The 13124-nt window shown below is 72.1% G+C and carries 13 protein-coding genes; 7 read left to right on the forward strand and 6 right to left on the reverse strand.

Annotation, left to right across the window (positions count from 1 at the left end):
* Window positions 1–33 precede the first annotated feature (33 nt).
* Window positions 34–1227 (forward strand): molybdopterin molybdotransferase MoeA, encoded by a 1194-nt coding sequence (gene moeA / locus OHS18_RS26330; RefSeq protein ID WP_328612735.1) that lies wholly within the window; start codon window positions 34–36, stop codon window positions 1225–1227.
* Here moeA and OHS18_RS26335 read toward each other — a convergent pair.
* Both OHS18_RS26335 and OHS18_RS26340 read right to left on the reverse strand, forming a co-directional pair.
* Window positions 1181–2434 (reverse strand): MFS transporter, encoded by a 1254-nt coding sequence (locus OHS18_RS26335; protein WP_328448186.1) that lies wholly within the window; start codon window positions 2432–2434, stop codon window positions 1181–1183. The two genes, moeA and OHS18_RS26335, sit on opposite strands and share 47 nt — an antisense overlap.
* Complete coding sequence (locus tag OHS18_RS26340; RefSeq protein WP_328612736.1) at window positions 2431–2991, reverse strand: ArsR/SmtB family transcription factor; 561 nt, start codon at window positions 2989–2991, stop codon at window positions 2431–2433. The genes OHS18_RS26335 and OHS18_RS26340 overlap by 4 nt, the downstream gene beginning before the upstream one ends.
* An 82-nt stretch (window positions 2992–3073) precedes the next feature.
* Here OHS18_RS26340 and OHS18_RS26345 point away from each other — a divergent pair, with 82 nt between their 5' ends.
* On the forward strand, window positions 3074–3358 hold the full coding sequence (locus OHS18_RS26345; protein WP_328448182.1) for a GlsB/YeaQ/YmgE family stress response membrane protein: 285 nt from the start codon (window positions 3074–3076) through the stop codon (window positions 3356–3358).
* 39 nt (window positions 3359–3397) lie between these two features.
* On the opposite strand, the gene OHS18_RS26350 is transcribed toward OHS18_RS26345, so the two are convergent.
* A complete protein-coding gene (locus OHS18_RS26350; RefSeq protein WP_328448180.1) occupies window positions 3398–3622 on the reverse strand; it encodes a hypothetical protein in 225 nt (74 codons plus the stop codon).
* 229 nt (window positions 3623–3851) lie between these two features.
* On the opposite strand from OHS18_RS26350, the gene OHS18_RS26355 reads away from it, so the two are divergent.
* The 3 genes from OHS18_RS26355 (at window position 3852) to OHS18_RS26365 (ending at window position 8023) form a co-directional block, all read left to right on the forward strand.
* Entirely contained in the window at window positions 3852–4577 is a 726-nt protein-coding gene (locus tag OHS18_RS26355) for a phosphatidylserine decarboxylase (protein WP_328612737.1), read from the forward strand.
* A 4-nt stretch (window positions 4578–4581) separates the two neighbouring features.
* A complete protein-coding gene (pssA, locus tag OHS18_RS26360; RefSeq protein WP_328612738.1) occupies window positions 4582–5550 on the forward strand; it encodes a CDP-diacylglycerol--serine O-phosphatidyltransferase in 969 nt (322 codons plus the stop codon).
* A gap of 205 nt (window positions 5551–5755) precedes the next feature.
* Window positions 5756–8023 carry an AAA family ATPase gene (locus OHS18_RS26365; protein WP_328612739.1) on the forward strand — a complete coding sequence of 756 codons (2268 nt, stop codon included), beginning with the start codon at window positions 5756–5758 and terminating at the stop codon, window positions 8021–8023.
* Window positions 8024–8074: 51 nt separating this feature from the next.
* On the opposite strand, the gene OHS18_RS26370 is transcribed toward OHS18_RS26365, so the two are convergent.
* Together OHS18_RS26370 and OHS18_RS26375 are read right to left on the reverse strand one after the other, a co-directional pair.
* Window positions 8075–8701, reverse strand: coding sequence for a LytR C-terminal domain-containing protein (locus OHS18_RS26370; RefSeq protein WP_328612740.1), 627 nt, complete (start codon window positions 8699–8701; stop codon window positions 8075–8077).
* Window positions 8698–9006: a DUF3263 domain-containing protein gene (locus OHS18_RS26375; RefSeq protein ID WP_247058599.1), complete on the reverse strand. Its 309-nt coding sequence runs from the start codon at window positions 9004–9006 to the stop codon at window positions 8698–8700. Before OHS18_RS26375 ends, OHS18_RS26370 begins: the two co-directional genes overlap by 4 nt.
* 155 nt (window positions 9007–9161) lie before the next feature.
* Here OHS18_RS26375 and OHS18_RS26380 point away from each other — a divergent pair, with 155 nt between their 5' ends.
* Window positions 9162–9740: a peptide deformylase gene (locus OHS18_RS26380; protein ID WP_328448169.1), complete on the forward strand. Its 579-nt coding sequence runs from the start codon at window positions 9162–9164 to the stop codon at window positions 9738–9740.
* An 83-nt stretch (window positions 9741–9823) separates the two neighbouring features.
* On the opposite strand, the gene OHS18_RS26385 is transcribed toward OHS18_RS26380, so the two are convergent.
* Window positions 9824–11989, reverse strand: coding sequence for a glycoside hydrolase family 15 protein (locus OHS18_RS26385; RefSeq protein ID WP_328612741.1), 2166 nt, complete (start codon window positions 11987–11989; stop codon window positions 9824–9826).
* Between the two features lie 205 nt (window positions 11990–12194).
* Here OHS18_RS26385 and OHS18_RS26390 point away from each other — a divergent pair, with 205 nt between their 5' ends.
* On the forward strand, window positions 12195–13106 hold the full coding sequence (locus OHS18_RS26390) for a S1C family serine protease (protein ID WP_328612742.1): 912 nt from the start codon (window positions 12195–12197) through the stop codon (window positions 13104–13106).
* Window positions 13107–13124 lie beyond the last annotated feature (18 nt).

Here is a 13124-nt window from a genome sequence, read left to right on the forward strand (position 1 = left end):
TGCACGCCTCCCACAACAGGGGAGGATGGTCCGGTGATCTCCGTCGACGACTACCGGGAGCGGATCACCGCGCTCCTGGGCACCGCGCCCACCACCGTCCTGCCGCTCGCCGACGCGGCCGGCCTCGTGCTGGCCGAGGACGTGCCGGCGGGCGTCTCCCTGCCGCCCTTCGACAACTCCGCGATGGACGGCTACGCGGTCCGCGCCGCCGACGTCGCCTCGGTGCCGGTGACACTGCCGGTCGCCGACGACATCCCGGCCGGCCGGGTCGACGTCCGGCCGCTGGAGCCGGGCACCGCGCACCGGATCATGACCGGCGCGCCGCTGCCGCCGGGCGCGGACGCCGTCGTGATGGTCGAGGACACCGACGGCGGCACGGAGACCGTGACCATCACCGCCGAGGCCCGCGAAGGCGCGCACATCCGGCGGCTCGGGGAAGACGTCGTCGCCGGGAGCCTCGCGCTGCCCGCCGGGACCGTGCTGGGGCATTCGCACCTGGGCCTGGCCGCCGCGGTCGGGCTCGCCGAGCTGCGGGTGCACCGGCCGCCACGGGTGCTCGTCGCCTCCACCGGCACCGAGCTGGTCGACGCGCCGGCACCGTTGCGGCACGGCCAGATCTACGAGTCCAACAGCGTGATGCTCGCCGCCGCGCTGCGCGAACTCGGCTGCGAGGTCGAGGTGGTCCGCAGTGTCGTCGACGACGTCGAGGAGTTCCGCAAGGTCGTCGAGCCGCGGCTGGCCGACGCCGACCTGCTGGTCACCTCCGGCGGCGTCAGCGCGGGCGCGTACGAAGTGGTGAAGGACGCGCTCACCGGGCAGGGCGTCGAGTTCGCGAAGGTCGCGATGCAGCCGGGCGGGCCGCAGGGGTCCGGGCGCTGGCAGGGCGTGCCCGTGGTGACGCTGCCCGGCAACCCGGTGAGCGTGCTGGTGTCGTTCGAGGCGTTCCTGCGCCCGGCGCTGCTGGCCGCGCTCGGCCACACCGACGTCTCGCGCCGCCGGGTGCGGGCCCGGCTGACCGAGGCGATGAGCTCGCCGGCCGGACGCCGCCAGTTCCGCCGGGGCGTGTTCACGCCGTCCGAGCGTGAGGTCACCGGGGTCGTCGGGCCGCGCGGCGGCCCGGGGTCGCACCTGCTGGCCGCGTTCACCCAGGCCAACTGCCTGATCGTGCTGCCGGAGGACGTCAGCTCGGCTGCGGTTGGCGACGAGGTGGACGTCCTGCTGCTGTGACCGGGAAGTCGCGCAGCTTCGCCAGCGGGGCCAGCATGCCGAGGGCCACGACCAGCAGCGCGGACATCACCCAGAGCGTCTCCCGGACGCCGATCGCTTCGCCGAGCGCGCCGCCGAGGACACCGGCCAGCGGGATCGTGCCGTAGTTGACGATCGACGCGCTCGAGTTGATCCGGCTGAACAGCTCCGGCGGGCAGTAGCGCTGCCGGAACGTCGTGGTCAGGACGTTCGACGCGACGACGCCCGCGCAGACGCCGAAGTCCGCGATGACGAACAGCACGAGCCCGGGGCCGGGCCCGCTCAGCGGGCCGAGCAGCAGCATCGGCGCCGCGAAGGCTTCGCAGAGCAGGAACGCGCGGGCGGTGCCGAAGCGGGCGCCGAGCCGACCGGCCAGCGCGGCGCCGAGGATCCCGCCGGTGGCGGCCGCCGCCAGGACCAGCCCGACCAGGCCGGGCGCGGCGCCGAGCGTGCGGGACAGGAAGACGATCTGGATGGCCTGGTACCCGGTCAGGGCGAGGTTCGAGACGGCGCCGAACGTCATCAGCGTCCGCAGGTAGCGGTCGCCGAGGACGAACCGCAGGCCCACGGCGATCTGGCTGCGCAGCGGCGTCCGCTCGACCGGCACGACGGTTTCGCGGGCGCGGATCGTGCGCACGCACAGCACGGAGACGCCGAAGCTGACCGCGTCCGCGAGGATCCCGCTGACCGGCCCGAACGCCTGCGCCAGCAGCCCCGCCAGGCCGGGCCCGGCGACCTGCGTCGCGGATTCGCTGCCCTGCAGCTTGGCGTTTGCCCCCAGCAGGTCCTCGCGGCCGACGAGCGCCGGGAGGAAGGCCCGGTAGGCGAGGGTGAAGAACACCTTCGCGACGCCGCCGAGCAGCGCGGCCACCAGCAGGTACGGCATGGTCAGCGCGCCGAGCGCGGCGGCGAGGGGAACACTGCCGAACACCGCCATCGACACGGTGTTGCAGGCGAGCATCACCGGGCGCTTGGGCAGCCGGTCCACCCAGGCGCCGGCGGGCAGGCCGATCACCAGCCAGGGCAGCCAGGCCACCGCCGTCAGCAGCCCGACGTCGAACGTGCTCGCCCCCAGCGTGAGCACCGCGACCAGCGGCAACGCCGTGCTCGCGACCATGCCGCCGAGCATGCTGGCGGTCTCGCCGGTCCACAGCAGCCGGAAGTCGCGGTTCCCCCAGAGCCCGGTCACGGCTGGCCCAGCGACGCCCGCGCGGCGAAGAAGACCGGACGGCGCTCGATGCCGTCGCCGGGTTCGACGCGGTCTTCGAACTCGCTGATCAGCAGCAGGACCCGCTCGTTCAACTCGTCGAGCTCGTCGGTCGAGAGCCGGAGCCAGGTGTCCATCGCGAACGGCGCGCCCCGCCACGGCTCGGGATAGCTCTCGCGCTCGGCGATCCACTGCCGGGCGACGGCCGTCTGGCGGTCGAGGACGAGCACCTCGGCGGCCTCGGCGACCGGGTCGTCGGGGAAGTCGGCGGCCGCCCACTTCAGCGTCTTCGAGACCCGCCGCCACCAGCGTTCCCGCTGGTCACGGGCCAGCTCTGGGGCCTGCTCGACGAGCTTCGCCGCGGCCAGCACCTTGATGTGGTGGCTGATGTTCCCGACCGCCTGGCCGGTCTTCGCGGCGAGCATCGACGCGGTCGCGGGCCCGTCGAGGTGCAGCAGGTCCAGCAGCCGGCGGCGCAGCGGGTGCGACATGGCGGCCAGCACCTTCGAATCCCGGATCTCCCGGACGTCCTCGCTCATGACGCACAAGAGTAGTTGTACAACAGCTCTTGTGCAATGGCTCTTGTGCGTCCGCGTGATCGGCCCGCGTAAGCTCCACGACATGGGTTTCGTCGCATGGGTCATCTTCGGCGCGCTCGTCGGCTGGGCGGCCAACCTGGTCGTCGGCGGCCGGGACCGGCGCCGGCAGGGTTGCCTGGTCAGCGTGCTGGTGGGCGTGGTCGGCGCGGCCCTGGGCGGGCTGATCTACCGGCTCGCGACCGGCCAGGCGAAGTCGTTCGACTTCGACTTCCCCAGCTTCGGCGTGGCCATCCTGGGCGCCGTCGTGCTGCTGGCGATCCTGCGGCTCGCGAGCGGGATCGGCCGGCGCTCGGGTGACCGTTCGTAACATTTGCCGGACGAACCGTGGTCAACACGGCTTCCGCCACTAAAGTAGGTCGTTCGGCGCTTCTTTCAGGCCCTGATTCCGCGGCCGGGTGCATGCGCCGTCGGGGGGTGCATGCACCCGGCTTCGTCTCATCGCTTCGATGACGACGTCCACCGCGCGGTCCGGATCCACGAGTGACGGCATCGGCGCGTCGGCGATGTCCTGGCGCCACGCGCCGAGCAGCTCGGCGAGCCGGGCGTCGGCGGAATCGCGGCGGTCGGTCATCGGTCCTCACAGGTCAGACGGCGTCAACTACCCAGAGTTATCGCAGACTTCGACCATCCGTTACCGGGATGTGGTCCCTCCCACCCGTCACGGGGACACCCTCGCGGAGGACCCGGACAGACCCGACCAGACCCCCACCTGGGGCAGCGGTAGCGTGGTGGCGCCCGTACGCGGCCGCCGGAACCCCGGCGTCACCCGCCCTCACGACACGAAACCAGGGGACCCGACCATGAGCGGCACCCGGCCGGAATCCGCCGGCAATCCCGTCGCCCACGCCCTCCAGCTGGCCCGCGAGACGCTGCCGCCGATGCACCCGGCCGGCCGGCCGTTCGTGGCGGGTGGCGCGGTCGCGACGCTGGTCGCCCGCCGGTTCTCCAAGCGCCTCGGCGTCCTCGGCGCGCTCACGACCGTGGCGATGGCCGCGTTCTTCCGCGAGCCGAAGCGGGTCCCGCCCCCGCGTGATGGCGTCGCGCTGGCCTCGGCCGACGGTCTCGTCTCGCTGATCGAGGAAGCCGTCCCGCCCGCCGAGCTCGGCCTCCCCGCCGAGCCGCGGCTGCGCGTGTCGGTGTTCCTCTCGGTGTTCGACGTGCACGTCCAGCGCGTGCCGGCGAACGGCGTGATCGAGCGCGTCGCCTACCGGCCGGGCAAGTTCCTCTCCGCGGACCTGGACAAGGCGAGCGAGGACAACGAACGCAACTCCGTGCTGATGCGCACCGAAGACGGCCACGAGCTCGTCGTCGTGCAGATCGCCGGGCTGGTCGCACGCCGCATCCTCTGCGAGATCCGCGAGGGCGACAAGGTCGGCGCCGCCGCGACGTACGGCATCATCCGCTTCGGCTCCCGGGTCGACCTCTACCTCCCGCCGGGCTCGCGCGTGCTGGTCGCGAAGGGCCAGCGGACGGTCGGCGGCGAGACGGTGATCGCCGAACTCCCCGCCTCGCGCTCGGAAGGCTGACCCCATGGTCCGCGTGACCACGACCACCCCCGGTGTCCGGCTGCTGCCGAACGCCATCACCGTGCTGGCGCTGTGCGCCGGGCTGTCGGCGGTGCAGTTCGCGCTGACGAAGAACTACTCGATGGCGATCGCCTCGATCGGCATCGCCGCGGTGCTCGACAGCCTGGACGGCCGGATCGCCCGCCTGCTCGACGCGACGTCGAAGATGGGCGCGGAGCTGGACTCGCTGTCCGACGGCATCTCGTTCGGTGTCGCGCCGGCGCTGGTCATCTACGTGTGGCAGACGGGCGCGGACCGGATCGGCTGGGTGGCGTCGCTGATCTTCGCCGTCTGCATGATCCTGCGGCTGGCCCGGTTCAACACGCTGCTCGACGACACCGAGCAGCCGGCGTACGCGAGCGAGTTCTTCGTCGGCGTCCCGGCGCCCGCGGGCGGTCTGCTCGCCATGCTGCCGCTGGTCGCCTGGCTGCAGTGGGGCGAGGGCTGGTGGTCTTCGCAGTGGGTCGTGTGGGCGTGGACGATCGCCATCGCGGCCCTGCTGATCAGCCGGATCCCGACGCTGTCGCTGAAGACGGTCAAGGCCCCGGCGAAGGCGATCGCGCCGCTGCTGATCGGCGTCGCCCTGCTGGCGGCCGCGATCATCCAGTTCCCGCTGGTCGCGCTGCTCGTCGCGATGGTGCTGTACCTGGCGCACATCCCGTACTCGGTCTACCGCAGCCGCTGGCTGGCCGACCACCCCGAGGCCTGGACGGTCCCGCCGCGCGAGCGCCGCGCGATCCGCCGGGCCCGCTCCCAGCGCCGTCTCGGCCTGCGCCCGCCGCTGCGCCGGCGTGTCGCGGGCGCGGCGATGCGCGCGGTCCGCCTCCCCCGCAACGGCGAGTACGTCCGCACCCCCCGCGACACCTCCTCCAACGGCAACGGCGACGGCCAGCGCCGCCGCTCCTGGCGCCAGATCGGCCTGCGCCGCAAGTAATCGTGTCGTCCGTCCAGGTACGCGTGTCGTCCACCTGGGTACGCGTGTCGTCCGTCCGGGTACGCCCGGGCTCGATCGGAATGGACGACACGCGTACCTGACGGGACGACACGCGTACTCAGGTGGACGACACGGGGTGTCGGCGGTCCGGGATATCACCCCGCTTCGACGCGTGGGGGCTCTCCGCATCGCTAGGGTGAACGGCGTGAGCCACCCCCAGATCACGCTGACCGTCCGGCACACGCCGTCCGCGCTGGACACCCGCCGCGGCGTCGTGCGGCTGCACCCCGAAGTCCTCGACGCGCTGGGCCTGCGGGCCTGGGACGCGGTGCACCTGACCGGCGCGCGCGTCAGCGCCGCGCTCGCGGCGCCCGCCGACGAGACCGGCGTGCCGGGGGTGCTGCTCACCGATGACGTCACGATGTCGAACCTCGGCGTCACCGAAGGCGCCGAGGTCGTGGTCGCGCCCGCCGAGGTGTCGGCCGCCCGGACGGTGACCGTCGCGGGGTCGCGGCTGGCCAGCTCGTCGGTCAGCCCGCACATGCTGCGGCTGGCGCTGATCGGCAAGGTCCTGACCATCGGCGACGCCGTTTCCCTGCTGCCGCAGGACCTCGCGCCGCAGCCGGGGTCCGACCCGGCCGGCCTGCGCGGCCAGCTGTCGCGGGCCATCGGCGCGACCTGGACGAACGAACTGCTGACCGTCACGGCGACCGAGCCCGCCGGGACCGTCGCGGTAGGACCGTCCACAGTGGTCGTCTGGCGCGACGGCGCCCGGCCCGCCGCCGAAGCCGCCGCGCCGCGGACGGCGACCGCGCTCGTCCGCACCACCGCCGTCACCGCGGCCGAGGAGTGGATCGACGCCGAAATCGTCGAAGACGAAGTCACGCTCGTGGAGATCACCGAGCCGGCCGTGCCGGTGGCCGACCTGATCGGCGGCGAGGCGGCCGCGCGCAAGCTCTCCGAGTGGTTCGACCTGGCCTTCCACCGGCCCGAGCTGCTCGCGAAGCTGGGCGCGCCCGCCCACCTCGGCGTACTGCTGTCCGGCCCGGAAGGCGTCGGCAAGGCGACGCTCGTGCGGTCGGTGGCGCAGGCCGAGAACGTCAAGGTCGTCCCGGTCGCCGCACCCAACCTCGCGGTGCTGGACCCGAACGTCGCGGTGTCGCGGCTGCGTGAGGCGATCCGCGCCGCCGCGGGCCCGGCCGTGCTGCTGATCACCGACGTCGACGCGCTGCTGCCCGCGACCACGCCCCCGCCGGTGGCCACGATCGTGCTCGAAGAGCTGCGCACGGCCCTGCGCCGCGACCGCCTCGCCGTGGTCGCGACGACGGCCCGGGCCGAGTCCGCCGACCCGCGGCTGCGCGCCGCGGACCTGCTGGACCGCGAGCTGGGCCTGGCCCTGCCGGACGCGAAAACCCGCCGTGAGCTGCTGAACGTCCTGCTGCGCGACGTCCCCCTGGAGCCGGGCCTCGACTGCGGCGCGCTCGCCGAGCGGACGCCGGGGTTCGTCGCGGCGGACCTCATCGCGCTGCGACGGGACGCGGCGCTGCGGGCGGCGCTGCGCCAGCGTGATGAGGCCGAGCCGCGTGTCTCGCAGCAGGACCTGCTGGACGCGCTGGCCACCGTCCGGCCGGTGTCGCTGTCCACTTCGGACAACCTGGCCACCGGCGGGCTGACTTTGGACGACGTCGGCAACATGGTCGACGTCAAGCAGTCCCTCACCGAAACGGTGCTGTGGCCGCTGCGGTACCCGGACTCGTTCGCGCGGCTCGGCGTCGCACCGCCGCGTGGCGTGCTGCTCTACGGGCCGCCCGGTGGCGGCAAGACGTTCCTGGTGCGGGCGCTGGCCGGCACCGGCGCGCTCAACGTGTTCGCCGTCAAGGGCGCCGAGCTGATGGACAAGTGGGTCGGCGAGTCGGAGCGCGCGGTGCGGGAGCTGTTCCGCCGCGCCGCCGAGGCCGCGCCGTCGCTGATCTTCCTGGACGAGATCGACGCGCTGGCCCCGCGCCGCGGCCAGTCGTCGGACTCCGGCGTCGCCGATCGGGTGGTCGCGGCGCTGCTGACCGAGCTCGACGGCGTCGAGCCGATGCGCGAGGTCGTCGTGCTCGGCGCGACGAACCGGCCCGAGCTGGTCGACCCGGCCCTGCTGCGGCCGGGACGGCTGGAGCGCCGCGTCTACGTGCCACCGCCGGACGCCGAGGCCCGCACCGCGATCTTGACCGCGACCTCGAAGAACACGCCGCTGGCTGCCGATGTGGACCTGGCCGCGGTCGCGTCCACTCTGGACGGTTACTCGGCGGCCGACTGCGCGGCGCTGATCCGCGAAGCGGCGTTGACGGCGATGCGCGAGTCCCTCGAAGCCCACGAGGTCACGGCGGCCCACCTGGACGCGGCCCGCAAGAAGGTCCGGCCGAGCCTGGACCCGGCCCAGCTCGCGGCCCTGGAGGCCTACGCCCAGGTCCAGGCCGGCGACTGAAACGCGCGAAGGGGCGCCACCCGCGGGTGGCGCCCCTTCGGCACAAGCTCGTCAGCTGCCCTTGTGGCCCGACTCGTATTCCTTCGTCACGATGATGATCACGCCCGGGCTGGCGCTCTCGATCCCCGGGAAGCGGGGCTCGGCCTTGATCTGGAACTCCTGCGCGAGCTGCTTCGCCGCGGCTTCCTCGTCGGTGCCCGGGCGGTAGAACGCCGTGGTCACCGGGATCGTGCCCTGCGAGTAGTTGCCGACCTCGTTGACGGTCCAGCCGTCACCCCGGAAGTCGTTCGCGGCCCGCTCGGCGAGGTCTTTGATCAGGGAGTTGTTGAACACCCGGACGGTCACCCACTTGTTGCCCGTCTGCTGGTCACCGGGCTGACCCGGCTGACCGGACGTCGGCTGTCCCGGTGTCGGCTGGCCGGGGGCCGGTGACGACGGCGTGGGCGACGTCGGACTGGTCGTGGACGGCGGCGGTGTCGACGGTGGTGTCACCGTCGGCGACGTCCCGCCCGGCGGCGTGCCGGGCTGGGTGCTGGGCGTACCGCTCGGCCCGGCTTCGTTCGAACCGCCACCACTCAACGCGGAGATCCCGCCGATCACGGCGGCGACGATCGCCACACCGATCAGCACGACGCCCGCGGCCTTCATCGGCCGGGACATTCCCGAAAACACGCTCATTTCAGCTCGATCCCCAGTCGCCTGGCCCCACGCTTGCGCTGGCGGGCGGCACGCGTCTTGCGCAGCCGCTTCACCAGCATCGGGTCGGCCTCGATCGCCTCCGGCTTCTCCAGCAGCTTGTTCAGCAGCTGGTAGTAGCGCGTGCTGGAGACTTCGAAGCGCTCACGGATGGCGTTCTCCTTCGCACCGGCATGTCGCCACCACTGGCGCTCGAAAGCGAGGATCTCGACCTCGCGTTCGGTCAGGCCGGGTACGGGCTTCGGCGGCGACGGCTGCGGCTCAGCCATCGACTCCGCGGCGTCCATCCGAGTCCCTCTCAATCAGGCGACATGGTGATCCAGACCTACCTCTTCCGCGGGCGTCATTCAACCACGGATCAGCACGCCGACGTGGGCATCGACATCGGCGCGTCACGGTCTGATGCAGGTCTACCAGAAGGGTCCGACTAAACTGCCCGCTCGTGACCGTCCACGCCATCCGGATCGCCGGCGACCCCGTGCTGCACAACCCGACTCGGGAGATCACCGAGTTCGACGAGCAGCTGCGCATCCTCACCGACGACATGTTCGAGACGATGTACGCCGCCGAGGGTGTCGGCCTAGCCGCCAACCAGATCGGCCTCGACCTGCGGGTGTTCGTCTACGACTGCCCGGACGACGAGGGCGTCCGCCACAAGGGCGTCGTGGTGAACCCGAAGCTCGAGACGTCGGAGATCCCGGAGACCATGCCGGATCCGGACGACGACTGGGAGGGCTGCCTCTCGGCGCCCGGCGAGTCGTACCCGACGGGCCGCGCGTCGTGGGCGAAGGTGACCGGCTCCGACATCGAGGGCAACCCGATCGAGGTCGAGGGCACCGGCTACTTCGCGCGCTGCCTGCAGCACGAGACCGACCACCTCGACGGCTACATCTACCTCGACCGGCTCGTCGGGCGCCACGCCCGCGCCGCGAAGAAGATGTTGAAGTCCAACAAGTGGGGCGTCCCCGGCCTCTCCTGGCTCCCCCCACGCACCCCCGAAGACGACGGCGCCGTCATCTGACCTCCCGTACTCCGTAAAGCCGTGAAGGCCTCCTTACCGGCTCTTATGGCCGGTAAGGAGGCCTTCACGGCTTTTGGCGAACCTCAGCAGCCGAGGAAGTGGCAGCGGACGACGCGAGGCGTCTCGAGGGTCGAGCCCGCCTTGACGTCCCAGGCCAGGCGGACGTACTGCGCGTGCGTCCAGGCCAGCGGCGTCGCCGAGGTGTTCGGCGTGCCGGCCGGGAACCCCGTCTGACCCGACGGCGGGTTCTCGTCCCACACCTGCTCCGGCATGGTCTCCGCCGAGCTGCTCACCCGGCCGAGGTCACGCAGCCGCCGCGCGGCCGACGACGGCTGGCCCAGCGTCAGTTCGTACTCGCCGCGCTCGCCGGCGAGCAGCGGCCACAGCCGGCCGAACGTCGTGCGGCTCTCGGCCGGAAAGGTGTAGTCCCACGGCGAACCGTCGGCCTGCTCGCCGTAGCCGTCCTTTGTGTACCGGTGCCAGAACTGCCCGGTCGGCGTCGTGTACGAGATCTCCTTGTCCGTGACGCGAACGCTGTTCACGATCACCGGGTCGTCGGCGCGGTAGACGCCGAGGCGCACCAGGTCGAGGAAGCCGGCGTCGGTGACCGCACGCTGGTCCATGGTCACGCTCGAGTTGCCGAGGTTGTACGTCGTCGGAGCGTTCGCGTTGCCGTCCTTGGTGAGCCGCACGAAGTACGGGTCCTTCGACAGCGGCCCGTTCGTGGTGATCGTCTGCTTCGGCAGGTCGGCCTTGAACTTGTCCGCCGCGGCCAGGTAGCGAGCCGCGTCCGCCGGCGCGCCGTTGTGCGACGCGATGTCCGCGGCGCAGACGAGCCCGGCGATCACCGAGGCGATGGTCGACGGGGACCAACCGTCCTGCTCCTCCCAGCGCTCCTGCTGGGTCCACGGCGCGGCCTGGCCGTCAGGACCCTTGTAGGACAACAGGAAGTCGGCCGCCTTGCGCACGCCGGGCCACACGTCGTTGCGGCCGAGCTGCTGGGCCAGCACGATCGGGAAGGCGGTTTCGTCGAGCTGGACCGACGTCCAGTACGGCACGCCGTCGACCCGGCTGTTCTGCGGCATATGGCCGTCGGCCTGCTGCTGCGTGCCGAACATGTAGGTCACCGCGCGGCTCGCGGCCGCCGTGTCGCCGCCGGCGGCCAGGCCGGTCGCGATCTGGTAGAGGTCACGCGGCCAGACCAGGTGGTAGGTGCCGGACGGCGACCACTCCGGGTCGTTGTTCCCGAACCGCCACGGCATGCTCGGCGACGCGATGAACGCGCCCGGGTGGTGCTTGTCCTCGCTCGCGGCCAGCGTCAGCATCGACGCCTTGTAGAGGTCGCGCTCGCTGTCGGTCTTCAGCGACGACGGCGGTTTGCTCACCCCGCGCAGGTACTGCTCCCAGCCGCGGTCGTAAGAGCGGGTGATGTCCCCGAAACCGCGCCGCTGCGACGCCTGCGCGTTGCCGAGCGCGTCGGACGCCTTCGCGCCCATGCCGAGCGCGAGGGTGACGTGCCGGGTGCGCACGCCGTCGGCCGCGGTCTGCCCGGTCAGGACGACGTTGCCCTTCGTGGCGCTGTCGTAAGTCGCGAGCTTGAACGTCTTCGCGAGCTGCGTGTTCCCGTCGGACGCGCCCGCGTAGCCGACGCTCGTTTTCGTGAAGGCGGGCTTCGCGGTGAGGGCGGCGGCGTTGGTGGCGTCCGACGCGGTGACGGCGTCCCCCTTGCGGGCGGCCGAATCGTCGGAGCCGTCGTTGGTCAGGTCCGGATCGGCGACCGCGTAGAGCTGGTACGGCCGCCCGGTGAGCGACTGGAAGTCGACGTCGACCAGCACGGTCGTCGCGGCCGGGTCGGTGACGTAGGTCTTGCGCAGCCGCCACCTGTGCTGGTCGTCGGTGATGGTCTGCTCGTAAACCAAACTGTCGTCGTCGGTCCGCCGGACCCGCTGCGACCTGGCCGTGTTGTCGGCGACGGCGAAACTGCGCCCGTCGGTGACGACGAAGTCCATCGAACGGACGCTCGGCGTCGACAGGTCCGGGTAGTAGACCTCGGACAGCTGACCGCCCTGGAGCGTGAACCAGACGTTGCTCGACCGGTCGTGAGCCGTGCCGAAGCCGGTCTTGTTCGCGGGCAGCCAGCTGGGATGGGCGCCGGGCGCCCCGGGAGCCGTCCCCTGGGCCGCCGCGGTCGCCGGTATCAGCCCGGTGACCAGCAGCCCGGCGAGGGCCGAGACCATGAGTTTGCGCATATCAACCCCACAGTGATGTCGCTTCTGCACCGTTACAGAAGCGACAGGCAGTGTCTCGCCGATTCTTCACCGGCGCATGGTCCGAATCGGTGAACCACTGACCGTCACTGGTCCGGTCACGCCGCCGGTTCACCAGCAGCGAACGGACTTCCGGCTGTTCGCGGCGCACTATTGAAGGACCTGCAACGGTGTAATCGAGGTACTCATGGACGAGGCGATGGACGCCTACTCACGCGCGGTCAGCACGGTCGCCAAGACCGTCACCCCGCACGTCGCCGGGGTTCAGCTCGCGCGCGGCAGCGGCTCCGCGGTGGTCTTCGCCGACGACGGCTACCTGCTGACCAACGCGCACGTCGTCGACCAGGACCGGAGCGGCGTCGCGACCTTCGCCGACGGCAGCGAAACACGCTTCGACGTCGTCGGCGCCGATCCGCTGTCCGATCTCGCCGTGCTGCGGGCGCACGGCGAGACGCCCTCCGCCGCTGTGCTCGGCGACGCCGACAAGCTCGTCGTCGGGCAGCTCGTGGTGGCGATCGGGAGCCCGCTCGGGTTCTCCGGATCGGTGACCGCGGGGGTCGTCAGCGCGCTCGGCCGGGCGCTCCCGGTGCGCCACGGCCGCGCCGGCCGGGTAATCGAGGACGTCATCCAGACCGACGCCGCGCTCAACCCGGGCAACTCCGGCGGCGCGCTCGCCGACTCCGCCGGCCGCGTCGTCGGGATCAACACCGCGGTCGCCGGCGTCGGGCTCGGCCTGGCCGTGCCGATCAACTCGACCACGCGCCGGATCATCAACACCCTCGTCGTCGAAGGCCGGGTGCGGCGCGCGTACCTCGGCGTTGTCGGCGTGCCCGCGCCGCTGCCCGACGACGTCGCCGAGCGCACCGGCCAGGAGGCCGGGCTGCGGGTGCGCGAAGTCGTCTCCGGCGGGCCCGCCGAGCGCGCCGGGCTGCGAACGGGTGATCTCGTGTTGACCGTCGGGCGCGCCCGGGTGTCGGACGCGCAGGGCATCCAGCGGCAGCTGTTCGCCGAAGTGATCGGCACCGCACTGCCGATCACCGTGCTGCGCAACGGAGCCATGGTCGACGTCTACGCCACACCGGCCGAACTGGTCGGGTGAGGTGAGCGGACTTGAGTC

This window comes from Amycolatopsis sp. NBC_00355 (assembly GCF_036104975.1).
Lineage (GTDB): Bacteria > Actinomycetota > Actinomycetes > Mycobacteriales > Pseudonocardiaceae > Amycolatopsis.